This window comes from Maribacter sp. X9, from assembly GCF_048537565.1.
GTDB lineage: Bacteria > Bacteroidota > Bacteroidia > Flavobacteriales > Flavobacteriaceae > Maribacter.
The window spans coordinates 3,351,513-3,377,079 of the sequence record NZ_CP183215.1 but is presented as its reverse complement, the minus strand read 5'-3'; the positions used below and the strand labels follow the sequence as shown (position 1 = coordinate 3,377,079).

Genomic DNA, 25,567 nt, shown 5'->3' with positions numbered 1-25,567 from the left:
TTTAATTGGTTGACCACATTAATAGTACCCAACCGTATTATTTTGGGACTCAACTGTATTTTATTGATTTTTAGTTTTTTGAAACCGTTTTTGTATAGGTGGAATCTCCTTGTTCTGCACGGATTTTCATCCCGTTCTCATCTAACTTCATTTTAAAGGATTCGCCGTTGTCATTCACATCGATGTCTATACCATTTTCATCAATTTTAATTTTTCCCTTTTCACCATTATCATTGATGTTGATGTCGATTCCCTTATCGTTAATTTTGATTCTGTTTTCATCCTCATAATCAGATTCCATGAATTCAGGGCAATTTAGGCATTGAAGTTCTCCGTTATCGGCCATTTTCCAAACATACCCTTCAAGATTATCAACATCCCTATCAGTGGTCATTGTGGTAATCCAATCCCGACTGGTTGTCTGCTCATACTTTAGTACAGTACCTACCGGAAGAAAAAGATTGACCCGCACTTCTTGATCCTTGAACTTTGGGCCTTGGGTCGTTAAATAGTCATTGAAGAGTATAGTGTTGCCTTTTACTTCATATTCATAGATGATCTGTTCGGCTATTTCCTTTGCCTCTCTATTAGAAGGGCCATCGGCCTCTTTTCGTACCTGAACACGAACCAAAGAGTCTTGCGATTTACGAATGCGGAACCGAACATCATCTGAAACCAAAATCTTATTACCACTATCGTCATAAGAAATAAAGGTATCTCCCATGTGCATATCTTTTTCATAATCATATTCATCAGTGGAAACGATTTTCATCTGCAAAGTATCGGAAGGAATGATGGATGTGATTTCATTTTCAACCGAAGTGCTACCGGTATAAGCATGTGATGCCACTTCCCGAATACCGAAGACGATTAAAAGTATAACCGTTATCAACCATAAGCCTAACAACGAGAATTTTGCAATGTTCCCGATTGATTTTAAGTTGTTCACCAAAATTTTCAATCCCAAGTACATTAGAAAGAAAAACGGTATTCCGATGGCAAAAAAGGCCAGTAAGGAGACCACCCAAATTGGTAGATCGGTCGAGTTGACTACATTGTAAAAATCAATACCCGGTACATGGATAATATCTAAGATACCAACGGTAAAAAGACCTACAAAAAGCCCGATCAAGGTAGAAGCTCCAATGATGACCAAAAGAATCCCAATGAATTTCCCGATGATTTTAAAAAGGAACAATACAATATCCCCAAAGGTGTCAAAGATGGTTTTTCCTCCTTTTTTGACGGTGTTGCCCACTTTTTCATAGTCAACACTTTTTACACGATCCGCTACGTCCTCAAAACCCTCTTTTACCTTACGTTCTATGTTGCTGATGTTTACGGTTTCACCGCTCATATCCAACTTCTGTGAAGTGGTTTTTGCTTCTGGAATAAGGATCCATAATAAGCCATAGATGAAAATAAAACCACCCCAAGTGAATATGGTCAAGAAAATCCAAAGTAGACGGATCCATAAGGGGTCGATTCCAAAATAATGGGCCAAACCAGAGGATACCCCGGCGACGTATTTTTTATCTGTATCTCGGTAGAGCTTTTTGACCCGACCTGGTGAAGTGGCAGTTTTGGGCCTTGGTTCATCTTCAAATATTTCTTCGTCTACCATGTAATCTTCGGGCTGACCCATGATGGCAATGACTTCGTCAACCTCTTTATGGGTAATGACCTGTCGCTCATTTTCTAACTTTTCATGGAAAAGTTCGGCGATACGGGCCTCAATGTCGGCAATGATTTCATCGCTTCCCGGAGTGTTGGCAAAGGAACGCTTTACAGATTCCAAATACCTACGCATTTTATTGTATGCATCTTCATCTATATGAAAGAGCATGTTCGCTAAATTTATGTTTACTGTCTTGTTCATGGTTAGCTATTTTTTGTGTTGGTTACCAGGTTAGTGGCTTTTCTTAATTCGTCCCAAGTGGTGTCCAGTTCCTTAAGGAAAAGCTTTCCAGTCTCGGTCAGGGTATAATATTTACGGGGTGGTCCAGAGGTCGATTCTTCCCATCGATAATTTAGTAGTCCCGCATTTTTGAGTCGGGTCAATAGAGGATATATAGTTCCTTCTACTACCAGCATTTTGGCATCTTTAAGCGTATCGAGAATTTCAGAGGCATACTTATCGTGTCCATTCAAGATGGACAGGATGCAGTACTCTAAAACCCCTTTTCGCATTTGCGCTTTTGTGTTTTCTACATTCATAGTTTCTGCTTGCTTTTTATGCAGTCCCTTTTTAGGAGGGGATGACTCCGTTGTGCTTGTTGTCTGCATGATTGACTGTTCGTTTTTTGTTTCATTACTTGATGTTGATGAATAAACTCTTTAATTGATGATAAACTCCCTCTGGGCGTGATTAAGACCCAGGTACTTATTTAATGAACTTGATGGTTAGCGGATAATGAAATACCTGTCCTTCATTGGTTCGTATAGTAGCTAAAATGGTATAGACGATATTGACGATGAACAGGGCAGACTGTGCCAAGCCTAATATGCCGGCAGGGATCATCCACGGACCAAAGAAGTCATCACTGTCAAAATGAAAATTGATATTATTTAGATTATGAAGGTTTGGAAAGCTAAAATGGTCAAAATCAAAAATATTCGGCAAAACACCCCCTAAGAAAAATGGAATACTTACCATGCCTATTAAAACCGAATAGAGTAGAAGGCTTATTTGAAAGTTCAAGGCTTGTTTTCCGTTATGGTCCACAAATTCATATTCCTTTTTATTCGCTGTCCAAAGAACTAAGGGAATTATGAAATTGCCGAAGGGAATAAAATATTTGGAGAACGTACTCGCATGGATGAGTGCAGAGAGGTTTCTTTCGTGTTTGGTTACTGTTTCTGTCATGATTGATTTATTAATAATGATTGATGTTTTAATTACTGGGCTTAGACCAATTGCGTTGATAACCTAATAACTTACTATGCAAATATATGGCTAAAAGAAGGTACTATGTAACGCATAGTACTAATAATTAACATTAATTTAACATTTTACGAATTGAGATATTATCGATACATTTAGAAAAAAAATAAAAATAATATGGCCGTCAGCCCTAGTAAATTCAATGCATTCTCTTTCTTTAAGCTTCCTGCTGCATGGTGGTGCGGTGTACGTTTACGGTCAATAAATAAAACTAGGGCCGAGGTAACGGTTACCCATAGATGGATCAATCAGAATCCGTTTAATTCTATGTTTTGGGCCGTACAGGGTATGGCAGCCGAGTTGGCAACGGGAGCCATGATGATCGATCAAATTGAAGAAACGGGCAAAAAAATATCGATGTTGGTTGCGAATAATAAAGCCAATTTTTCTAAAAAAGCGACAGGTAAAATAACTTTTACTTGTCAAGATGGTCACCTTATCAAAGAAGCTTTGGATAAAACAATCGCTACAGGAGAAGGGCAGACCATTTGGATGAAATCCGTTGGCGTAAATGAAGATGGGGTAGTGGTAAGTACTTTTGATTTTGAATGGACGGTCAGGTTAAAACAATAGTTGTTGGTTGCCACTGAAATAAATTAGTCCATAACCAATTTTATAAAAAAATATATCCTAAGCTGTAACAATTCATCCTCTTATGACAACTAACAACTATCAACAAAAAACTAAATAACAAATGAACGCACACGAAATTGACTACGAGATTTTTGGTGAAGAAATGCAGTATGTAGAAATAGAACTAGATCCGCAAGAAGCAGTGGTTGCCGAAGCGGGTAGTTTTATGATGATGGACAATGATATTAAGATGAATACCATTTTTGGTGATGGTTCAAATCAAGATAATAGTGTTCTAGGTAAAATATTCTCTGCCGGTAAGCGAATGCTAACGGGCGAAAGTCTTTTTATGACCGCCTTTCTTAATATAGGTCATGGTAAAAAACAGGTCAGTTTTGCATCGCCTTATCCAGGTAAAATTCTACCCATTGATCTGTCTGAAATGGGTGGACGATTTATTTGCCAGAAGGACGCTTTTCTATGTGCGGCGCAAGGTGTGTCCATAGGCATTGAATTTTCTAAACGTTTGGGCCGTGGCCTTTTTGGTGGAGAAGGATTCATTATGCAGAAATTGGAAGGAGACGGAATGGCTTTTATACACGCTGGTGGAACCTTGGCAAAGAAAACCTTGGCGCCCGGAGAAGTACTAAAAGTGGATACGGGTTGTATCGTTGGATTTACCAAAGAAGTGGATTATGATATTGAGTTTATTGGTGGGATCAGGAATAGTATTTTTGGAGGGGAAGGACTGTTCTTCGCGAAACTTCAAGGCCCCGGTACGGTTTATATTCAATCCCTACCCTTCAGTAGGTTGGCAGGCCGCGTTATCGCAGCTATTCCAAGAGGAGGAAAAGATAAGGGTGAAGGAAGTATTCTTGGCGGATTAGGGGATTTATTGGACGGAGATAACCGTTTCTAGAGAAACTGATTTTTTTCGGGGTATTATGAAGCATCACAAAATAGGATAATCTATTTCTGTGATGCTTCAAACTTTTTTTAGCGATTACTTTTGATAAGATATAGTCAAGTTTTTAAACATGGATTTTAATAACCAGCTTACCTTTTTAAAGAAACTCCAAAAGAACAATAATAAGGAGTGGATGGATGCCAACCGTAAATGGTACAAAGAAGTTCGTGATGAATTTATTGCGTGGTTAGATCGAATAAATGTTCAATTAGCTGCGCTGGATAGCGATTATTTTGACACCCCGGGTAAAAAGGGAATCAACCGCATTAATAACAATTTAATGTTTCACCCGAATAAACCGATTTATAAGGATCATTTTGGAGCAGGATTCGACAAAAAACCGAATACGGCAGATTTCTATTTTGAATTAGGGATAGACCGTTGCATTTTTGCTGGAGGACTTTGGAGACCAGATGCCAAAAGACTAAATAGCATTCGAGATGCCATTGATTATGACGGTGAAAACCTCAAAAAAATCTTAAATAAAAAGTCTTTTAAACATGAGTTCGGTGAACTTTATGAAGATGTGAAACTAACCAATGCCCCGAAAGGTTTTGCAAAAGAACATGAGCATATTGAGTTGCTTAAGCATAAAACTTTTGCTGTTGTCAAAGAATTTTCTACGATAGCAACCTTCGATGATAATTTCGACGAACGATTAATACAAGTCTATAAAGAAATGCTTCCTTTTAGAAAGTACTTGAACAAGGCAATTACGGTATAATGGTCTTAGTCCGTTATGTTCGAAGCTGGAATAAAACGGGCACTTAAATCAGGATTGTCCATATCCTTATCCAAAGGGAACATAGGTCTTTTAATGCCTTTATAGCCTAGACGTTCTAAATCCTGGTCCACACCACCGGGAGTAAGTGCCATAATCCAATCCCCACGCATATCATAAAGTTCGGGTACTAAATACCCGATTTTAACTACAACAATATCCGTTTCTTTTGGATTCAGACCTAAGTTGGTGAAATCGCTTAGAAAATGATAGGGCTTTCTTTTTTTAGTAACAATAACATGAATGCTTCCGATTTTCACAACGACTTCAACTTCGGCATTTTTATCACCATGTTTTATCGCCTCAATGGTTCCTTCCAGTTCCAAAGGTCCGGAAAAACGATGATCTACGGCAGCCCCTGCTTTGGCTTTTATTTTTCCTCCAACACCGATTTCAATTGCTTTTCCGACAAATTCAGGACCTGGGATAGATGCATAAATCAATGACGGCCCGTTTTCCGATTTAAATTCTGGTCGTGCCAATAATTTTTCTAAGGTCCAAGTAACATCACCTGCACCGCCTGCCGTTGGATTATCGCCCATGTCACTGATCATGTAGGGATGTTCTTTGCTTTCCAATGCAAGTTTCAAACTCTCATCCAAGGTGGCGGTAGGCGCAACAAATTCAAATTGATTGCGCACTTCCCAGAAGCTTCGCGCTAATGTTTCGGCTCCTTTGGCAACTTTTTCCTTATCATCACCAGTCACCATTACTACGGCATGGTTACGTGGTTCATCTGCCCAAGCATAGCCGATCCAGATAGCGGCATCGATAACACCTTCTTGGTTGGCGACCTCAGGAACTTTCGCATAAAGACCTTTACCCGGTTCAATGCGCGTACTCGTTTTCTCTCCGGGTAAAAGAATAGGTACCGGAACCCAGGCTTTAAAGTTTGGTCTGCCTTTGCCATTTTCCAAGCGTTCCAAGAGATTATCTACTGCTCGTTTTTTAGATTCAATGGCGTCTTCATGAGGAGCCATACGGTAGCAGGTAATCAAATCTGTATGTTTGGCTAGTTGTTCAGTTACGTTTCCATGAAGGTCCATTGACGTGGATATCAATACATCAGGTCCAATTACCTCCCGTATCCGTTTTATCAGATCACCTTCTGCATCTTTAAGTCCTACAACGCTCATCGCCCCATGAATATCAAAGAAAAGCCCGTCGTAAGGACCGTTCTCCTTAAGCAATTTCAAGGTTTTGTCTACCAAAGATTCATAAGCCTCTCGGGTTACGGTTCCTCCCGGGAGCGATTTTCCTACCAAGGTAGGTATCCACTGCGCTCTATTTCTATCTAGGGAATCCTTTTGCAGAAAAGGATATTTTGTAAATATAGAATCCCCAATTTGGGCATGAAATGCTTCTTCATTGGTTAGTGCTGGCGAAAAGGTACTACTTTCAATACCTAATCCGGCAATGGCAATTCTAGGCAATTCTTTTTTTTCTTTCTCCTTTTGGTTTTGCTGGCAAGAAATTGCCAGTACAATGAATAAAAGGTAACAATACGATAGTCGGTTCAATGTAGTCGGTTTAATATTTTTGTAAAAAGATAAAATAAGCTTCAAATTTAAATATACACTTTAAAAATCATATACGAATAATATAGCACTACCCTTAATGACGAAAAGGTTTTCGAAATAAAAGAAACTGCATATTTTCTTTACCGAAGTTCAAATAAGTGGTTGGTTTTGTATATCAATCGCTAACCTATGGTTTGTTATTGATTAAACTAATATTGTGTTTCATTATTAAAAATACCGTAAGATATTGTTGTAATACTTGACATCTTTGTATTATTGGTTAATTTAGACCTTGAAATTAACTCAACATTCATAATGGCAAATTTTAATATTGACGCTAAGAAGGATATGACCTATGATGCTATCGTTATCGGATCTGGAATTAGTGGAGGTTGGGCAGCAAAAGAACTCTGTGAAAAGGGCTTGAAAACTTTGGTGCTAGAACGTGGTAGAGTTGTAGAACATGTTGTGGATTACCCTACCATGAATTGGGATCCATGGGATATGGATCTACGAGGTGGACTTACCCCGGACGAAAAAAAGAAGCATTATAAAAATATTAGATCCGGTTGGGTAGGAAAGGATACAGAGCACTTTTGGGCAGATGATGAGGCCAATCCGTATACTGAGAAGAAACCTTTTCTTTGGTTACGTGGTCATCAAATGGGAGGTAAGTCTATGCTATGGGGTAAACAGACCTACCGTTGGAGTGATATCGATTTTGAAGCGAATGCCCAAGATGGTCATGGTGTAGATTGGCCGATTAGATATAAGGACATTGAACCATGGTACACTTATGTTGAAAAATTTGCAGGAATTAGTGGTGAGGCTTTAGGTTTGCCTCAATTACCGGATAGCCATTTTCTGCCGCCAATGGAATTGAACTGTGTGGAGAAACACGTGAAGGAGCGCATTGAAAAGGAATTCGAGGGAAGGAATATGACCATTGGTAGAGTGGCCCATTTAACAGAACCTTTAAATGGACGAGGTCAATGCCAAAATAGAAATAGATGCAGTAGAGGGTGTCCTTATGGCGCCTATTTCAGTAGTAACGCGGTAACCTTACCTGCAGCGAACGCCACTGGAAATCTTACGTTTAGACCTTTTTCGATTGTGCAATCGTTAATATATGACGATAGCAAGGGCAAAGTTACCGGGGTTCGGATAATCGATGCGGAAACCAACGAGGCCATCGACTATTCCGCAAAAATTGTTTTCGTGAACGGTTCAACACTAGGGACAACTCAGATTTTAATGAATTCGGTTTCAGATCGTTTTGAGAATGGTCTAGGGAATGACAGCGGAGAACTCGGACATAATCTAATGGATCATACCTACAGGGTTGGTGCCATTGGGAAGATTGATGGTTTTGAGGATAAATATTATAAAGGACGTAGACCCAACGGAATTTACATTCCCAGATATGTAAACATTGACGAAAAATCGAAATCGGACAAATTTATTAGAGGTTTTGGTTTTCAAGGTGCTGGCTATAGAGGAGGCAATCCTGCTAATGAGAAGTCTTTTGGAGCATCATTCAAGGATGCTATATTAAAACCGGGACCCTGGGAATTCTTTATTACCGGTTTTGCAGAGTGTTTACCTTATCACGACAATCAAGTTTCGCTAAATCCTGATGTTTTAGATAAATGGGGACAACCTACCTTGACGATTGATGCTGAATTCAAGGAGAATGAAAAAGCATTAAATAAGCAGATTCAGGAAGATGCCGTCGAAATGCTCACCAAAGCGGGTGTTAAGGATGTGATGGGATTTGATGAAGAGCATCCGCCAGGGTACGGCGTACACGAAATGGGTACGGCCAGAATGGGCAGGGACCCAAAGACTTCTGTGTTGAACGGATTCAATCAAGTACATGCGGCGAAAAATGTTTTCGTAACCGATGGAGCGTGTATGACATCCTCATCTTGCGTCAACCCTTCTTTGACTTATATGGCACTTACGGCAAGAGCGGCCGATTATGCGGTATCTGAATTGAAAAAAATGAATATTTAAGTTATGGACAGAAGAAAAGCGTTACAAAGAACAGGTCTTTTTGCAGGAGCAACTATTTTAATGCCATCCATCCTCTCATTATTCGAATCGTGCAAGGCCGAAAACCGGTTGGAGTGGAAACCGGAGTTTTTTACGGAAGAGGAAGCTAAAACGGTGGCCATGATTATGGATATGATTTTGCCCACCACAGATACTCCGGGAGCTTTAGATGTTAAGGCCGATATTTTTATAGATAAGGTTATAGCGGAATCTTATGAAAAAGAGGGTCAGGAAAACATGAGAAAGGCGATTGCAGATTTCAATGCTGAAACCAAAGAAAAATATGGTGATATCTTCATCAACCTTAGTGAATCTGATAGAGTTAAAGTTTTAGAGGAGGCCGAAGCCAATTCCGCTATCTTCAATCCTGGTATTTGGGGTACAACTGTTGGCGAACAAGAACCGATTGGATTTTATAGAGCTTTAAAATCCATGGCAATTTGGGCCTATTTTACATCTGAAGAAATGGGCGTAAATGTACTAAGTTATGATCCTATTCCCGGAACTTACGAGCCTTGCAAGCCACTTTCAGAAGTCGGTAATCGCTGGAGTTTGTAGCCGTTGACTATACGGACTTCTTATGCTGTTATTTTTCCCTTTTTTTTGCAATTCGGAAAGGTGCACAGCCGTTTCCGAATAGTGGGGGAGATAATCCCTCTAACCGAATTGCACTAAGTCTAATCGCTCTACACCTAGGTGCTTAAGGGAACGGGCTATAATTCGATCCGTATCTTCTTTTGTGAGCGTCGACCAGGTACTGCAGTCAGAAGAATGTTCTGAACGTACTTGAAGCGGCGGCAGTTCACCCAACCGAAATCTATCCTTATATTTTTTCTGAACGACGCAATGAGTTCTTCAGCACCTGTATAAATGTCGGCACGTTCGAAAGTGATTATACCGGTTTTCACGAAATGGCGAATATTACCGAAGGTTTGTTTCCCTTAGATGTTCCAGTGACCTTCTGCCAGACGCCATCCACCTTTGATCACTCTTGAAAGGGTATATCCGGGTTGTGATTTTATTCGTTTCATGAATTAATTAAGCTTCGTGTTTTTAAATATATCGTTGAATTCTTCAAAGGGTATAGGTCCTACTTTCATTACAGTGTCCATAAAAAAAATTAAATTGAATTTGTTGCCTAAGCGGTCCTTTTCAGTTTTGAGCAATTGTGAATTGGGCATCTCCCAGATAGTATATGGCAAATTGTAAAGGAGAATTTATGATCCGCCCCCAAAGAATTTTGACGAACTGTGGTGCCAATAAGACATTTTGGTAGAGAATTTTAAAACTTGATTCTGGTTCCATCCACTGCAATGTAGTTGTACGGAAGGGTAGGACCTATTTTCATTTTCCAGTCGCCTTCGCAAGCGTGCCAAAAGGGTCAGTTTATTTTCAGCTTCCCATCCGGCATCCAACAGGACTTTTTCTGTAAAGGTGGCCGGTCTTCATAGCCTCCCAAACAGGTTTGGTCTTGGTGAGAAAGATAGTAATTTATGCGGAGAATGTTCCTTAAATTTAGAGCATGAAAAACGATAGAATTAAAAACATAGAACGGAAAGTACTTTCTGATAATTGGTATACCCTCAATAAGTATTCATTTGACTATCAAAAGCAAGATGGAACTTGGGAAGCCCAACATAGGGAAGCTTATGATCGTGGTAACGGCGCTGCCATTTTACTGTACAATGCTAAAAAAGGGACGGTCGTGCTTACTAAACAGTTTCGAATGCCCACCTATGTAAACGGTAATGAAGATGGTATGATGATCGAAGTTTGTGCAGGGTTGTTAGATGGCGATAACCCTGCAGATTGTGTACGAAAGGAAACCGAGGAAGAAACAGGTTATCAAATTAGCAATGTCAAAAAAGTGATGCAAACCTATATGTCCCCCGGATCGGTCACTGAAATTCTTTATTTATTCGTTGGTGAATATGACGAAAGTATGAAAGTAAGTGAGGGTGGAGGAGCCGAAGATGAAACCGAAAATATTGAAGTGATGGAGATGACCTTCGGTAAAGCCATGGATATGGTGAATACAGGTGAAATTAAAGATGCAAAAACCATTCTTTTACTTCAATATGCACAATTGAACAGGTTAGTTTGCTAAAGTTGGCTCGACTTAGAACGAATGAACAATCCACTAAAAATAGGTTTTGGAGGTGGCTGTCACTGGTGTACAGAGGCTGTCTTTAAATCACTCAAAGGTGTTACTGAAGTAGAGCAGGGTTTTATAGCCCCCAAAGATAATCCAAAGGACTATTCAGAAGCAGTGATTGTTCATTTTGAGGAAGACCAAATTAGATTGGATGATTTGATCGCTATTCATCTTTACACACATCAAAGTACTAAAAACCACACTTTACGCTATAAATATAGGTCGGCTGTTTATTTTTTTGGGGACCAACACGAAGTGATCATTATTAAAATCATGAAAAGACTTCAAAAGGAATTTGTAGAACCCATTATCACAAAAATTCTTCCCTTTGGAGGTTTTACGTCGTCAGAAGAAAAATTTCAAAATTATTATTACAGTGATACCCGAAAACCATTTTGTAAAACGCATATCTCACCGAAGATAGCGCTGCTCATGCATAAGTTTTCAAACCATGTTCGTGATGATGTGAAGTAAAAAACGACCTCGGTAAAAGCCTACGAGGCCTTAAATGGAAATGCCTGTTTGATTTAGACGTAACCATCCGGAGCATTCAAATGTCGCTTATCGCGTAAAATTAATAGGTATCGCGAAGCGTTTGAAGCATTTTTTCCAATTGTAAACGTTCGTCAGAAGAAGACTGTTTAAAATGATTGTTCATAAAGCTAAAAATTAATGTTTTGCCCGAATTGGCCAGCAAGTAACCACTTAAACAATAATTATTGCTGAGACTGCCAGATTTTGCATAAATATAAGGTTTGTCATCACCTATAAACCGGTCTTTCAATGTTCCTGAAAGTCCCCCGGCCGGGAAAATAGTGAACAAACGTTCTTGCGGAATTTCCGTATATAATTTATCCAGTACCGTTACCATATTTTGTGGCGTGAAGAGATTGTAACGTGATAGTCCGGATCCATCAACCCATCGCGGCTGTTGCGCCAAATCCTTTAATTCATTTTCCAAAATATGGGTCCTCGCTATTTCGCTGGTCAACGTATCGGTCAACTCCGAAGCCGACAATAATAACAGTTGCTCTGCAATAAAATTATCACTTTCGTGCATCATTCTAACATAAAGTGAATCCGCTTCTATGCCATACAGAGTTTGTTTAGTGCCATGTGGCATGGTCAACCGGGTTTTTATCTCCTTATGTAAAAGTTGTTCTAAAATTGCAATGGTCGTTGATGTACTTGTTATGAAAGGAGTTTCTAGTGTATCCATTTGTTCTGGCGGATAGTAGAATACATTTTCAGTTTCATTCCTATTATTCTTATGTAAGAGTTCAAGAACACTGTCCTTAAAATAGATAGGGGTTACGTTCAATTCAGGGTTTTTAAATGTCATAACCACGTTACCATTTATGGGTAAACTATTGCGCTCTGGTGAATAGTACCATTGATAATCGTCCCAAGACCAACCAGGGCCAAATTTTTCATCCTGAAAATTACCGGTTACAAATACAAGGTTTGATTGGTGTTTAAGAAAATTAAGGGCAGTCGAATCTTTAAGGTAAGGGTGTAAAAAAGAGGGGTCGCCTGTTCCTTCAAAATAAAGCGTATCATGTACCGTACTATATTTTAAAGCCGGAATTTTTTTTGATAAGCTTTTTAAGGCGGTAAAAAGTGTGAAAATTTTAGTATTGCTGGCCGGCGTAAAATATTTGTCACTATGTTCCTGATAGATCGTGTCCTTAGTTTCGGCATCTATGACCAAAACACCAGTAAATTGGTTTTTATAGAACGCAGCGGAAAGTGTTTTGTCTAACTGTTTACCTATACTTCTCTTTTTGGAGCTACAGGAGGTTAAAATGAGCAACAGACCGCTGATAAAGAGAATTTTTTTCATGAAACTAAAGTACAAAAACAATGATATTTGAAGGTGTAGAAAATTTAACATGCCTGGTTTTACTTTAACTTTTTGTATGCAATATTAAAACTGATTTTCTGTTTACCTTTATGCAGCAGCAAACTAATTAATTATAAAACATGTCTAATTCAATGCTTGAGTATAGTAAAACCGTACTTAAAAAGGTTAGTTTCGATACTTTGCTTTTCTGTAAAGAATTAAAAAAAGCCTTACTGACATTACTACCTGAAGAGGTGGAGGAATTAAAAGTCTGGTTAGAAAATTTCATTACTGATAAACCCGAATTACAACAAAGTTTAATTTATTTAAAAGCATAGCAAAGAGCCACTTAAAGTGGCTCTTTTTTTTAAATCAATTTTGATCTCTATGCTATGGGATTTATAAATACTATCATTTCATTAACGGACTGATTATTTTTACATCTTGAAATGCGATTGCACCACGCACTACACTGGTGATAACATCTTTTAAAGCTTCTGTAATCTGTACTTTCAGTTCTTTTTTATGATAGATCAGACTGACTTCCCTGGCCGGTGAAGGTTCCTTGAAGTATTTCAGGTTCTTTTTCTTGGCCGAGTCCAACTCAATGGTATTCAAATAGGGTAGAAGGGTCATCCCCAAGCCTTCGTTAGAAAGGTTTACCAGTGTTTCAAAACTTCCACTTTGAAGCCTAAAATGTTCTTCGTTCAATTTTGATGTTTTACACAAATTCAAAACACCTTCACGAAAACAATGTCCGTCTTGAAGTAATAATATATCCGATATATCCAAGTCTTCGGGAATCAATTTTAAGCTATTCCCCAAACGATGTTCTTTAGGAACATACCCTACGAACGGCTCATAGTACAAAGGCCTTTCTTTGATGAAATCGACTTCTAAAGGGGTCGCTGCGATGGCAGCATCTAAATGTCCGTCCTGTATATTTTGAATAAGACTCTCGGTATTCTGCTCCTTAATAATAAGATTTACCTTCGGGTATTTATGGATGAACGTTTTGAGGAACATAGGTAAAAGAGTGGGCATAATGGTCGGAATAATTCCCAATGTATAATCCCCACCGATATATCCTTTTTCCTGATCAACGATATCCTTTATACGTGCTGCTTCATTGACTATGTTCTTAGCCTGGGCAACAATTTTTTTCCCCACGTCTGTAACGGTAATTGGTTTTTTACTTCGGTCAAATAGAAGTATATCAAGTTCATCTTCAAGTTTTTGCACCTGCATACTTAAGGTAGGTTGGGTGACGAAACTTTTTTCAGCTGCTAACGTGAAATTTTTATACTCCGCAACTGCAAGAACATATTGTAATTGTGTGATGGTCATTGCTATAGTTTAAGATTATAAAATTACTAAAAACCATTGCTATGACCTATTAATTCATAAGGGTAACCGTTACGGTAAAACGTTATTTTCTATATTTTGATGTTGGTAAACCAGACGGATAGCTTCACAATGATCAGTAAAACTTTCATTTTTAGGATTAAAGGTTATTTTCGGTAAAATGTAGGCATCAACCAAGTGCCCTAGAAAACTGTTGTACACCACTTTAGCGTTAAGCAATTGAACTCGAGCTTTGCCTTACTAAGTTTTTATGATGCTACGTTCTTAAGTTGGTGTACTAAGTGAACTACAGCTATCTCCATCTTTGGCTGATGTAATAGTCCAATCCAAATTTTCCTGAACCGAAACCCATATAAAATAAACCTAAGCAGAAGAAAAGGAAAATCGGTATTACATCCCACGTTCCGTCCCATTTTCTAAAGATGATGGCAAGCCCCATCGTAATGAACACAAAAAAGGAGGTTATTCGCGTATTTAAGCCTAAGATCAACAGAATTCCACCATAGGCCTCCATAAAACAAATCGACCAAGCGAAAACTTCGGGCATGAGGTTAAAGGGAGGGCCACCTAGTCGTACAATTTCAACAACTTCATCCGTCATTTCAAATAACTCAAGATTCATTGATTTTGGCGTCCATGGCGTCCCAAATTTCAGTGGTGCATACACAAAGGAAAGTGCCCCTCCCATTAAACATCGAGGAATTAATAGCAATAGATTGGGTAAAAGATCATCTAATCGAAAAGGCGTGATTAATTTTTTAAATACAACTATTGGTCGGTTCAAATGGTTAAATTATAGAAGATTAGCGTTGTCTAAATTTAGTAAAAATTAATACAGACAAAAGTCATTTTGAAAATTAGGATTGTGGGTATATAAAAAGGATCATTTTTCGACTTCAATACCACCCGCTACAGTACACCCTAATTATGTATTTTTAAATATAAATTATCAATTTCGTTAAAGTTGGGTTAAAGGATTTTAGGAGTCTAATTTACACTTGTTTTATCTCTATATTAAAGAGGGAATAACAATTTCAGATAAAAATAAAATGATGAAGATAAAAGCATATGCCGCGGCTTCAAAAGAGGCCGATTTGAAACCATTTGAACTAGAGCGAAGAGATACGTTGGACGATGACGTGAAAATAGACATCTTATTTTGTGGTGTTTGCCACAGTGATTTGCATCAAGTGAGAAACGATTGGAAAAACTCCGTCTATCCTGTGGTACCTGGTCATGAAATTATTGGAAAAGTAATGGAAGTTGGTAAAAATGTTTCCAAATTTAAGACCGGAGACCTCGTTGGCGTTGGGTGCTTGGTTGATTCTTGCCATACCTGTAGTGCTTGTAAAGATGATTTGGAACAATTTTGTGAAAATGGTGCCACGTTTACCTACAACAGCAAGGACAAACATTTAGGGGGACATACTTTTGGTGGCTATTCCGAAAGCATTATAGTTGACCAGCAGTTTGTTCTAAAAGTTCCAGAAAACTTAGATGCCAAGGCTGCGGCCCCATTATTATGTGCTGGTATTACCACCTATTCACCATTGGCACACTGGGGTGTGAAAAAAGGAGATAAGGTTGGAGTAATAGGATTGGGAGGTTTAGGCCATATGGGCGTAAAATTCGCCCATGCCATGGGTGCGCATACGGTTATGATAACTACGTCGCCTTCAAAAAGCGAAGATGCAAAGGCGTTGGGTGCAGATGAGGTCTTAATATCAAAGGATGAAGACCAAATGAAGAAACATGCTGGCTCATTTGATTTCTTATTGAATACGATTCCCGTGGGTCATGATATGAATCCGTATGCAAATCTTTTAAAGAGAGATGCGACTATGGTTATCGTTGGGGCCGTAGAACCCTTAGATCCCTTACATGGAGGAAGTTTAATCATGGGAAGAAAAAGCATTGCAGGATCTTTAATAGGAGGGATCAAGGAAACCCAAGAAATGTTGGATTTTTGTGGGGAACATAATGTGGTCTCCGATATAGAAATGATAGATATCCAAAATATCAATGATGCGTACGACAGATTACAGAAATCAGATGTCAAATACAGATTTGTAATCGATATGAAATCCTTAAAGGAAAGCTAGGGATCTAGCTATACTGTTTTTAAAAAGGGCCATCTTAAAAGACGGCCCTTTTTATTTAAGCTTGATATAATCTAATTCTAAACAAAAATCTTCTTCCACATTATTCCCTATCAAAATAGCTATTTCCGCTAAAAAATCTCCATGAAAATTAGGTAGTTGTAATGAATCGCCCCTGAAAAAGGGAGCCATCTTGCTAAAAGGGATGTCGATGATTTCCCAATCTTTTTTGGAAGTGAATGAATATATATACGAATGTCGTTGATGATCACTTGATTTACAACGCATTTGATATTTTTTACCATCTCCTTTTAATCGGAGTACAAAAGAGGAAAAATTTTCAACGTTGATACGTTCGAAATCATAGCGAACCAAAGAGAATCCTCCATTATTATCCAATGAAACATGTCCGCTAAAAACTCCTTGCCCCTTCTGGTTAATTTGCAAAAGTCCCATTGATAAGCCTCCCATAACTTCGTCATTGACGATTTTCCAATGGTCTAGTTTACTTTTTTTGGAGAATTCGAAAAGGGTTAAAGTTTCGCTCATAATCGTATGGTTTCATTTTCACTTTAAAAGTGACAGCTTTAAAAATACAGCAAGTTAAAATTCATCACTTATCCAAAAGGTAATTGTTTTAACTGCAAAGAAAAGAGCTTACTTTGGCAAGGATTTAAATTTGGAATTTTTGTTTTTTAAATCATTTTTTAAACTTTGGTGGGCACAGTACGAAATGGCCAAAAGAACTGTAACAAAGGCTAAACAAAGGATAAAGAGAAAGTAGATCATTTTCAATTAGTTTTAGTATCTCCCTTTATGTACGGTGCAAAAAATAAAAGGTTTTACCTTTTATCGAAAATTCAAGACCTCTTCTTTATCTTAGATCGAACGGTCGGTTTAGTGAACCGAAACTCAGTAATCGTTCGGTGATTGCTTCTTCATTTCTTCTGCTACGGCTTTTTCTGAGGGGCCTTGTTTTTCCAACGCTGAAATTATTTTAGGATGGTCGTGGGTTCTATTTTGCGATAATTTTTTAACTGCCTGTATATCGTCGATGGTGATTTCAAAACCAATAATCCCGGTAATCTGCCGCATGGTTCTAGGGGACATGTCCTTTAGGGAAATCGGATGTTCCGAAGCTTTCTCATAGGTATCGACCAACGTGTTTAACGCTGCTAAAAGCTCGTCGTTATTTTGGATCTTTACCGTGCCGTAGACATGAACGGCAATATAGTTCCAAGTAGGTACTTCTTCATCTCTATACCATGAAGAGGAAATGTAACTATGCGGACCATTAAAGATGCATAATACCTGGTCACCATTAACCAAATTTTTACTCTGTAGATTAGCTTTTGCGATATGCCCCACTAGAATTTCTTCATTAGCGCTATTCGTGCTCAGTTCTAACGGAATGTGAGTTCCCCAAGGTTTTCCATTTATGGTATTGATAAGGATGCCAAAGCTATTCGATTTCAAGAAGTTACGAATATCTTTTTGGTCATTGTTCTTATATTTTTCTGGAATGAACATGGGGCGGATATTTTAAATAAATATACTGGTTTTTATCACTGGTTTCTGAGCAAATTATTAATTGTATCGCGTTAAGTCCGCGATTAGTTTTAAATTAATTTGTACAAGAACTTAAAAATAAGAAAATGCCTTTTATAACAAACGAAAAAGCGAAAGAACCGGTAGATATATTTTATGAAGATTATGGTAGTGGACAACCCGTTATATTGATTCACGGTTGGCCTTTAAGTCGCAAGTCGTGGGAACAACAAGTATGGAAAATAGTCGAAGAAGGTTTTCGATGTATTTCTTATGACCGCAGAGGATTCGGAACTTCTTCAGCACCGTGGGATGCCTATGATTATTCGGCACTGGCGAGTGACCTTCATACGATTATTGAAGGTTTAAAACTGAAAGACGCCATTATTGTCGGATTTTCTATGGGCGGAGGCGAAGTGGTACGTTATTTAACCGATTACGGAAGTGCGAAGATCGCAAAAGCCGCACTGATCAGTTCGATTATTCCTTTGGTCAAGAAAAAAGACGATAATCCAGATGGTGTACCGGCAGATGCCCTAGATGGTATTATCGATTCCCTTCAACAAGACCGCGTAGGGTTCTTAAAAGAATTCAGTAAAGGGTTCTACAATTTTGATGATAACAAAGGAGATAGGGTAAGCCAAGCGCAACTGGACTATGACTTTACCATTGCTTCTTTTGCATCACCTAGAGCCACCATACAAACGGCCTTGGCTTGGATGCATACCGATTTTAGACCCGAGCTTAAGAATGTAGATGTACCTACCTTGATCGTACATGGAGACGCCGACGCAACCGTGCCGATAGAGACCTCGGCAAAACAGGCGGCAGCCGGCATTAAAGACAACACCTTTGAAGTTATAAAGGGAGCACCGCATGGTTTAAATAGTACCCATGCAGAAGAACTGAATAAAATCTTGATTTCTTTCCTGAAAAAGTAAAGAAAAGCATAGTACAGCAGATAAAAAAGAGCCTTTATTAAGGCTCTTTTTTTGTTGTATAGGTGTTCTGGTAAAAAACGATCCAAGACGTCGGTTACTGATTTTGTAGTTTGGATAAATTTGAGAAAGAAGAAATCAAACATTAAGATTTAATTACCTTGGTGCATTGCAATCCTTCTTTTCCGCTTTTTATACTTTTATATGAAGGCTGAAAAGCCCGCCCAGAGTCTTTCGACTCGGCTCAATGACCTTTCAACTAGCGGTGCCGATGGCACATATTTCTCATTTTTCTTGTCCAAACCAATTTTTTGTAGGAGTTTTAGAGAACTTCCCCTAAAAAAGACAATAGGCGTAATTGTACGCATATTCAATTGTTGGCATTAATACCAGAAAACAATAAATGGCGATAAAACACAATCCAGAAATAAATGCAGGAGTTCACGCCAATATTGGAATGGATTTTCAAAAGAATTGTACTATTTACCTATTTCTTGAAAAATTTAATGCCTTAAAGAATCAACGATATTTCATTGTTTTAGAACATCTCGAAGACATTGTATTTGGATTTTTAGAAAATGATACAGAACTATCAAAAATCGAGACTTACCAAGCAAAAAAATCATCAAAGAAATGGACAAGTGGCAACATACTTGAAATAATAAAGAAAATTGCTGAAACTAGCCAATCTATTCTTGACGACACTCACCCTAAGACTTCAACATTTAATCAAGAGAATTTCTTTGCCACCAATAATACGATTGAATTAAAATCTACAGTTCAGAAGAAAGACTATGTCTGTACTGTAAATGAATCTAATGAGATTTATGAATACAAAAATCTTGACCAAAATATTAAAGACCATATTCTTAAGGGAAATAAAAAAATAAGTTTTGATAAACAAAACGAGGCAAACTTTGAGACTCTAAATTTTCGATTTATTGATTTAGGCAGAACTTCTAAATCTCAATTAGACCAGTTAAACGGTATGTTTATTTCAGTGTTTGGCGATACAATTACCGACCACAAAGCTGCCTTACATACTTTCTATTATGCCTTAAAAACTGTTGAAAGCAGACTAAATCAAGGTAACTCGGCAAAATTAAGTGACAATAAAAAAAGAATTGAGTCGTATGAGATTCAAAATATTTTAAACATTCTTACAACAAAAAAATTAGCTTTTGACTTTTGGAGAGATAAGGGAGAAGAAATACGCAAAGAACTGAATATAAACTTATTTGATGCAACCACTTTTGAATTACACTATCATAACAGCTTTGATAAATTTAAAGATATTAATGAGAGTGAGCATCAAAAAATCTTCGATTTTGTTGAAAGTAATAAAGAAATCTTTAGAAAGCACTCATTAGATAAAGATTGTATGTCAGATTTTATAAACACATTTAATAAAGAGAAGTCATCGACATTATTAAGTTTACAACTCAAAGCGACAATTGTAGCAGCATACATTGAAATAAAAAATACACTATGAATCTAAATCTACATATCGATAGTGTTTTAATACACAGCGAAGAAAACGACAAATTCTTTTTCACAGAGTTTAAGGACAAATTGAATGTGATTTACGGTAAAAACACATCAGGAAAAAGCACTTTAATACAGTTAATTTTATTTGCATTTGGTATAAATGATAATAAAATAAAACTAGCAGAAATACTATCTGAAAACATCTTTATAAGAATTGACTGTTCTATAAAAAGAGGTTCTGAAACAGAGAAGTATGTGTTTATCAGACAAGACGAGACACTATTAATTAGAGATGCAAATAATAAAGTACTTAGATTCAACGGAATTAGTGCTGACCAGTCTGCGGAGCACATTAAATTAAAAAAGTATTTCAACGAAGTATTCGGTTTTAATCTTCAATTAGAATCTAATTCAGGAATTTCCGAGGCACCGATAGAAACGATTTTTCTTCCGTATTATGTATCGCAAGAGGTTGGTTGGGTATACCTAAGAAAATCTTTCAGTAATTTAACTTATTATAAAAATTTTAAAGAAGACTTTTTGGATTATTATTTAGGCATAGAGAATGTTTATGACCGAGAAGAAAAAAGACGAATTGAGAAAGAAGTAAATAGAATAAATCAACAAATTAAATTTTATACAGACGTAGAAAAAGATAATCAAGACTTAAAACTAGCTAATGTCATTGACCAAACTTTAGAAGGTAAAGCCAACGTTCTAATAGCTGATATTTCAGACAGAAAGAATAAATTACTCGAATTAGAGAAGTTGTATGTAGATAACTCTAATAAGCTAACATTTTATAATCAGAGGTTATCAGTAGTTTCTAAAGTTAATCGCAATCATAAAAACCAAGAACCGGGTAAAGACAATTGTCCTACCTGTACACAAATACTACCTTCTCATATTGAAGACGTTTACTCGTTTTTTCAAGAAGAAAATGATACACTATCCTTAAAAAAAGAATTAAATGAAAAAATAAAGAAAATGCAATCTTCTTTAAATTCATTAAATAACAAAATCGAGGAAAACCGTTTAGAGATTAGTTCTACTTTTAAAACATTTAATAAATATTCAGAAAATAACATTACTCTAGAAAATTACATTGAAAGTAAGGCAAATACTCAGCTATTTGAAAATTTGACAAAACAAATAGGTCAGTTAACAATAGATTTAAAACACGAGAAAGAAGAGCTTAATAAATACAAAACCGATGAAGATATAAATTTTGAAAGGACAAAAAAGAGTAACATTTTCAAAAGCAAATATTTCACATATAACAGCGAATTAGGTTTACCTTCACTTAAGGATGAAAGATTTTATAAACTATATGAAATTTCTTCTTTCCCCTTCCAAGGAGTTGAACTACATAAAGCTGTATTAAGTTATCATTTTGCGTTTAATAATCTTCTAACGCATACTGACGATATTCATAGACTTCCTTTTATTCTAGATAGCGTTTTTAAAGAAGATATAGATGGTGGCAATAGAATTAAAATTTTGAAATTCATCACTAAAAATTTCCCAACAGATACACAAACAATATTGTCAATTGCGGACGACAAAAATCAAGACACAAAAATAGAGGAATATAAAAGAGATATTTTTAAGGACAAAGCACATCTTATTTGTATTGGGAATGGCGAAGAAGAAAAAGCCTTACTAAAGGAGAATGACAACTCACAAAAAACACTTATTGAAGAAACTTTTGAGATAATTGAAAACATATAAGTACTAATGCCAACAATGTATATAAAACATAGCTAATATAGGCTTTCCGAAAGGTTGGTGTGTATTTGCAAAGACCGCCAAATTTTTAAATTTGACGATTTCTAAGTAAAAAAATAAATAGTAAAATTTAAAAATTCGGCTTGTGTTTCATCCGAAAAGTTATCGCTGATTTTCAGCGCTACTTTTCATATACGGAGCCATTGTGTGCAATCTAAAAATAACAACTCATGTACATATTAACACTAATCGCATCAATATCTGGAATACTCTCGTTTGTACTAAGTTTTATTGAGAAATTAAAGGATTGGAGAAAGTACTTCATTTACTACGCGATATTCTCTATTGGAGTAGCAGGAGGAATTTTTATGACTATGTCAAATGACGCGATTCAAAATTTTTCCCAAGAACAAGTTATATATCTAATCGCATTCGTAATGATTATGGCTCTATTGATATTATTCGTGTATAGATACCTAAATAATGTAAATGAAGTTTGGTGGGTGGCTGTACTGACTATGGTCGGAGTTGGGTATTTCGCGGTTAGATTACTAAATTCGGTTGAGAACAGCCAAAGCTTTATTAAGTCAAACGACTACATTACACTATCGCGACACTACCATGAAATTGGTGATTACTCAAGAGCGGCAGACTTCTTAGAAAAGTACAGGAACATTGAGTCAATTAACCTTCCCGACAACACTTTAAAAACCCTCGACAAACAGGTAACTGAACTCAGAGAAAAGTCATTCAGTGACATCCATTAGACTTGCTCCTCTTAATAATAAAAACTGTCATCCAATAGATAATGCTGACAAGAATAAACCATAAAGAAGGTATCAAATCCATACAAATATTTTGTACGGGTAAAAGGGAACATAAAATAAAAAGACTGCGCCCAACAACCGCTAAGAAAACATACCCTTCGGGATACGTTTCTTAGCGAAACCCGTCAGACTGCGCAAAAAAACTTATTTTGATTGCGCTTATATTTGGAGGGGTATCTGAGAAAAAATCAAATACGGGATTCTCAGAGACTCGAATTAAGTTAATGCACAGACTCCCGTTGGCATACATTTTATAAAGAACTTCAAGTCATGAATAAATTAATAGTTATCCTATCATTTCTAATCACTACAACCCAACTCTGGAATCAAAAAAAGATTGATTTAACCAGTGATGAATCTTTAACCAAAATTTTTAACCAAACAGAAATTAAAGGATTGGAATCAATGGTACGGTATGTGGACAACATGGTTTTAAATCGTAAGAATGAAACGGACATTAATAAAGCCTACCACCTTTTTTTTGAGGAAATCGCGCAGTCTAAAGAATATATAGTTCCATTTGAAGAAATCGAAAAATATAAATTCTTAGAAAATCTTGACTCTATTCAATTCGCGACTATCTGGAATTTCGCCTACCATATAGACATGATAAGTACAGGCGATACGATCTACCGAAATCTTGATAATTTTAAAATGCTGAACATAAAGCCCTATAGCAAGTACATGGACTATTTAAAGGTAATTGGCAAAGACGACGCTTATTTCAAATCCCTTCAGCAAGAGTTTGAAGGCGCAGGAAACCTTATGCAGGATTCAGCAGAATGGTTCCCCAAAAATCACACAAAGTTTGATTTTAATATTCCAAAAAACAGATTATGGGCTGCAGTTTATCTTTTACGAAGAGAGGAAACTACCGAAATGAAACTTGATAGATACCTTAAAAATAAATAAAAACGATTTACCAACAACACCTATAAACCATAAGGGCCTTGGGCTTAATCGAATGGTCTCTGTATATTTATAAAGTCGCTAAATCTTATGGATTTAGCTTTGAAACAAAAAAAGAAAAAGCAAAACAATAAGCTTTAGCTTACTGCTAAGACGGAAACGAAAAGTTTCCTTGTCTCCGCACTTAGCTCAGACGTTGGTATTAATTACGAAAATTGAAATGAAAATTAGAGAGGCTCATAGAAATGGATATACCATTTCAACTGACAAGGATAAATTAGATATTTCGAGCATTCACAAATTCCTTGCAGAAGAAACTGATTGGGCTAGCGGAATTCCAATCAATACTTTGAAAACATCAATTGAAAACTCATTGAATTTTGGGCTTTATTACGAAAACAAGCAAATTGGCTTTTCTAGAATAATTTCAGACTATTCAACTATTGCATATTTAGGAGATGTGTATGTTTTAAAGGAATATAGAGGAAAGGGATTAAGTAAATGGCTGATAAATGAAATAATGGAGCATCCAAATCTTCAAGGATTAAGACGCTGGATTTTATTAACCGATACAGCTGAATGGCTTTATAAAAAGTTTGGTTTTACAGAAATACCTAATCCTAAATTTTATATGGAGAAACATAACCCGAATATATATAACGAAATAAAAAACTAATGCCAACAATAGTAACCGTTGCCCAAGTCTAAATTTCTAAGAAACGAGGATTTTCCCGGAAACGAGGATTTTCCCGATTTTTAAGAATATGTACGTTGTGGTTTCTTAAGTCTATGGCAGTCTTAAAGACTGCTATTAATTCGTAATTTGATTAAAAAAGGGGTTGTGCAACAGCCACAATGTATATACAAAATAGGCGATATAGTGGTAAATTCAAGGGCTGTAGCCCGCTTCAAAATCGTAACAGTTTGATAAGTTTGAATCCCTTAATCGCCTACGATGCATATACTCAACGTTTAGCTACGGCAACTTCATTCCATCTCCAACTTCGCCAACACCGGTAAGTGGTCCGAGATATGTTTGTTGTTTTCCATACGGTCATCGATGTGGGTATAGCTTTCCACTTTAAAACCTTCCACAAAAATATAATCGATACGACCGTCTAAAATTTTATTCGGGTCAAAACCATTGAATGTTCCTGTGGGGCCGTAAATGGCCTGTTGTGTTACCGTTTGCCCATCCGTTAATTGCTTCTTAAGATACTGGATCGGTTTTTGATCCGGGTAAAGGTTTAAATCTCCCATAAGTGCCACGGGATATCCCTTGGTGTTGATCGATTTTATTTTTGAAACAATAAGCTCTGCCGATTTTTCACGGGCCAAATCCCCTCTATGGTCAAAGTGGGTATTGAATACCCAAAACTGTTTTTTGGTTTTTACATCTTCAAAAAGTCCGTAGGTACAGATACGCTCCAAAGCGGCGTCCCAGCCTACTGAAATTTTTTCCGGAGTTTCAGAAAGCCAAAAGGTCTCGCTCTGCAATAGGTTGTATTGGGTCGTGTCGAATAGAATAGGGGAGTACTCTCCTTTTTTCTTTCCATCTTCACGGCCAACTCCAATAGCCGCATAGTTAGGCAAGTTTTCATTTAAATACACCAATTGGTTATCCAATACTTCTTGCATTCCTATAATGCTGGGCTTGTAATGCTCCAGTAATTTTACCATGCTCGCTTTTCGGTCATTCCAATTATTCACCGTGTCACTTACATTGTCATATTTAATATTGTAGGTCAAGACGTTTACTTCTTGAGCGTTACTCAATGTAAAACAGAGATAGCATCCTAAAACAAAAACTAGATTTCGTGTATTCAT

25 protein-coding genes are annotated in these 25,567 nt (G+C 37.0%); 15 read left to right on the top strand and 10 right to left on the bottom strand.

From position 1 onward, the window contains the following. Positions 1–70: 70 nt before the first annotated feature. The 3 genes from ACNR9Q_RS14490 to ACNR9Q_RS14480 all read right to left on the bottom strand — a co-directional run bounded on the left by ACNR9Q_RS14490 (position 71) and on the right by ACNR9Q_RS14480 (position 2,866). Positions 71–1,879, bottom strand: a complete 1,809-nt coding sequence (locus tag ACNR9Q_RS14490) for a PspC domain-containing protein (RefSeq protein ID WP_419211939.1) — start codon at positions 1,877–1,879, stop codon at positions 71–73. 2 nt (positions 1,880–1,881) lie between these two features. After that, the gene (locus ACNR9Q_RS14485) at positions 1,882–2,217 is read right to left on the bottom strand and encodes a PadR family transcriptional regulator (RefSeq protein WP_419214287.1); all 336 of its coding nucleotides are present in this window, start codon (positions 2,215–2,217) and stop codon (positions 1,882–1,884) included. Between the two features lie 166 nt (positions 2,218–2,383). Beyond that, a complete protein-coding gene (locus tag ACNR9Q_RS14480; RefSeq protein WP_419211938.1) occupies positions 2,384–2,866 on the bottom strand; it encodes a DUF4870 domain-containing protein in 483 nt (160 codons plus the stop codon). 195 nt (positions 2,867–3,061) lie between these two features. On the opposite strand from ACNR9Q_RS14480, the gene ACNR9Q_RS14475 reads away from it, so the two are divergent. From ACNR9Q_RS14475 to ACNR9Q_RS14465, 3 genes are all read left to right on the top strand, one after another. Continuing rightward, positions 3,062–3,517 (top strand): DUF4442 domain-containing protein, encoded by a 456-nt coding sequence (locus tag ACNR9Q_RS14475; RefSeq protein ID WP_419211937.1) that lies wholly within the window; start codon positions 3,062–3,064, stop codon positions 3,515–3,517. A gap of 121 nt (positions 3,518–3,638) precedes the next feature. Beyond that, positions 3,639–4,436: a TIGR00266 family protein gene (locus ACNR9Q_RS14470; protein ID WP_419211936.1), complete on the top strand. Its 798-nt coding sequence runs from the start codon at positions 3,639–3,641 to the stop codon at positions 4,434–4,436. Between the two features lie 118 nt (positions 4,437–4,554). Next, positions 4,555–5,208, top strand: a complete 654-nt coding sequence (locus ACNR9Q_RS14465; RefSeq protein ID WP_419211935.1) for a DUF2461 domain-containing protein — start codon at positions 4,555–4,557, stop codon at positions 5,206–5,208. A 5-nt stretch (positions 5,209–5,213) separates the two neighbouring features. On the opposite strand, the gene ACNR9Q_RS14460 is transcribed toward ACNR9Q_RS14465, so the two are convergent. Next, positions 5,214–6,785, bottom strand: coding sequence for a M81 family metallopeptidase (locus tag ACNR9Q_RS14460; protein ID WP_419211934.1), 1,572 nt, complete (start codon positions 6,783–6,785; stop codon positions 5,214–5,216). Positions 6,786–7,100: 315 nt separating this feature from the next. Between ACNR9Q_RS14460 and ACNR9Q_RS14455 the strand changes: the two genes are divergently transcribed. The 4 genes from ACNR9Q_RS14455 (at position 7,101) to ACNR9Q_RS14440 (ending at position 11,469) form a co-directional block, all read left to right on the top strand. After that, positions 7,101–8,801: a GMC oxidoreductase gene (locus tag ACNR9Q_RS14455; protein WP_419211933.1), complete on the top strand. Its 1,701-nt coding sequence runs from the start codon at positions 7,101–7,103 to the stop codon at positions 8,799–8,801. Positions 8,802–8,804: 3 nt separating this feature from the next. Continuing rightward, positions 8,805–9,398 carry a gluconate 2-dehydrogenase subunit 3 family protein gene (locus ACNR9Q_RS14450; protein ID WP_419211932.1) on the top strand — a complete coding sequence of 198 codons (594 nt, stop codon included), beginning with the start codon at positions 8,805–8,807 and terminating at the stop codon, positions 9,396–9,398. A gap of 964 nt (positions 9,399–10,362) precedes the next feature. Beyond that, complete coding sequence (nudK, locus tag ACNR9Q_RS14445; RefSeq protein ID WP_419211931.1) at positions 10,363–10,947, top strand: GDP-mannose pyrophosphatase NudK; 585 nt, start codon at positions 10,363–10,365, stop codon at positions 10,945–10,947. A gap of 21 nt (positions 10,948–10,968) precedes the next feature. Next, positions 10,969–11,469, top strand: coding sequence for a peptide-methionine (S)-S-oxide reductase (locus ACNR9Q_RS14440; RefSeq protein ID WP_419211930.1), 501 nt, complete (start codon positions 10,969–10,971; stop codon positions 11,467–11,469). A gap of 100 nt (positions 11,470–11,569) precedes the next feature. On the opposite strand, the gene ACNR9Q_RS14435 is transcribed toward ACNR9Q_RS14440, so the two are convergent. Next, positions 11,570–12,838 carry a D-alanyl-D-alanine carboxypeptidase/D-alanyl-D-alanine-endopeptidase gene (locus ACNR9Q_RS14435; protein ID WP_419211929.1) on the bottom strand — a complete coding sequence of 423 codons (1,269 nt, stop codon included), beginning with the start codon at positions 12,836–12,838 and terminating at the stop codon, positions 11,570–11,572. 140 nt (positions 12,839–12,978) lie between these two features. Between ACNR9Q_RS14435 and ACNR9Q_RS14430 the strand changes: the two genes are divergently transcribed. Further along, the gene (locus ACNR9Q_RS14430; RefSeq protein ID WP_419211928.1) at positions 12,979–13,176 is read left to right on the top strand and encodes a hypothetical protein; all 198 of its coding nucleotides are present in this window, start codon (positions 12,979–12,981) and stop codon (positions 13,174–13,176) included. A 73-nt stretch (positions 13,177–13,249) separates the two neighbouring features. On the opposite strand, the gene ACNR9Q_RS14425 is transcribed toward ACNR9Q_RS14430, so the two are convergent. Both ACNR9Q_RS14425 and ACNR9Q_RS14420 read right to left on the bottom strand, forming a co-directional pair. Further along, positions 13,250–14,185, bottom strand: a complete 936-nt coding sequence (locus tag ACNR9Q_RS14425) for a LysR substrate-binding domain-containing protein (protein ID WP_419211927.1) — start codon at positions 14,183–14,185, stop codon at positions 13,250–13,252. Between the two features lie 310 nt (positions 14,186–14,495). Continuing rightward, entirely contained in the window at positions 14,496–14,825 is a 330-nt protein-coding gene (locus ACNR9Q_RS14420; RefSeq protein ID WP_419211926.1) for a DoxX family protein, read from the bottom strand. A gap of 427 nt (positions 14,826–15,252) precedes the next feature. Between ACNR9Q_RS14420 and ACNR9Q_RS14415 the strand changes: the two genes are divergently transcribed. Then, positions 15,253–16,305, top strand: coding sequence for an NAD(P)-dependent alcohol dehydrogenase (locus ACNR9Q_RS14415; protein WP_419211925.1), 1,053 nt, complete (start codon positions 15,253–15,255; stop codon positions 16,303–16,305). A gap of 51 nt (positions 16,306–16,356) precedes the next feature. Here the strand turns inward: ACNR9Q_RS14415 and ACNR9Q_RS14410 are convergent, their stop codons facing one another. Both ACNR9Q_RS14410 and ACNR9Q_RS14405 read right to left on the bottom strand, forming a co-directional pair. Next, positions 16,357–16,851, bottom strand: coding sequence for a CIA30 family protein (locus ACNR9Q_RS14410; protein WP_419211924.1), 495 nt, complete (start codon positions 16,849–16,851; stop codon positions 16,357–16,359). 363 nt (positions 16,852–17,214) lie between these two features. Beyond that, positions 17,215–17,832, bottom strand: a complete 618-nt coding sequence (locus ACNR9Q_RS14405) for an FMN-binding negative transcriptional regulator (protein WP_419211923.1) — start codon at positions 17,830–17,832, stop codon at positions 17,215–17,217. A 125-nt stretch (positions 17,833–17,957) separates the two neighbouring features. On the opposite strand from ACNR9Q_RS14405, the gene ACNR9Q_RS14400 reads away from it, so the two are divergent. From ACNR9Q_RS14400 to ACNR9Q_RS14375, 6 genes are all read left to right on the top strand, one after another. Continuing rightward, positions 17,958–18,791, top strand: a complete 834-nt coding sequence (locus tag ACNR9Q_RS14400) for an alpha/beta fold hydrolase (protein WP_419211922.1) — start codon at positions 17,958–17,960, stop codon at positions 18,789–18,791. 400 nt (positions 18,792–19,191) lie between these two features. Next, entirely contained in the window at positions 19,192–20,280 is a 1,089-nt protein-coding gene (locus ACNR9Q_RS14395; protein WP_419211921.1) for a hypothetical protein, read from the top strand. Then, positions 20,277–22,007: a hypothetical protein gene (locus tag ACNR9Q_RS14390; RefSeq protein WP_419211920.1), complete on the top strand. Its 1,731-nt coding sequence runs from the start codon at positions 20,277–20,279 to the stop codon at positions 22,005–22,007. Before ACNR9Q_RS14395 ends, ACNR9Q_RS14390 begins: the two co-directional genes overlap by 4 nt. 227 nt (positions 22,008–22,234) lie before the next feature. Continuing rightward, the gene (locus ACNR9Q_RS14385; protein ID WP_419211919.1) at positions 22,235–22,771 is read left to right on the top strand and encodes a hypothetical protein; all 537 of its coding nucleotides are present in this window, start codon (positions 22,235–22,237) and stop codon (positions 22,769–22,771) included. A gap of 330 nt (positions 22,772–23,101) precedes the next feature. Continuing rightward, positions 23,102–23,743 carry a hypothetical protein gene (locus ACNR9Q_RS14380; RefSeq protein WP_419211918.1) on the top strand — a complete coding sequence of 214 codons (642 nt, stop codon included), beginning with the start codon at positions 23,102–23,104 and terminating at the stop codon, positions 23,741–23,743. Between the two features lie 217 nt (positions 23,744–23,960). After that, complete coding sequence (locus tag ACNR9Q_RS14375) at positions 23,961–24,416, top strand: GNAT family N-acetyltransferase (protein ID WP_419211917.1); 456 nt, start codon at positions 23,961–23,963, stop codon at positions 24,414–24,416. A 311-nt stretch (positions 24,417–24,727) separates the two neighbouring features. Here the strand turns inward: ACNR9Q_RS14375 and ACNR9Q_RS14370 are convergent, their stop codons facing one another. Next, complete coding sequence (locus ACNR9Q_RS14370; RefSeq protein WP_419211916.1) at positions 24,728–25,567, bottom strand: endonuclease/exonuclease/phosphatase family protein; 840 nt, start codon at positions 25,565–25,567, stop codon at positions 24,728–24,730.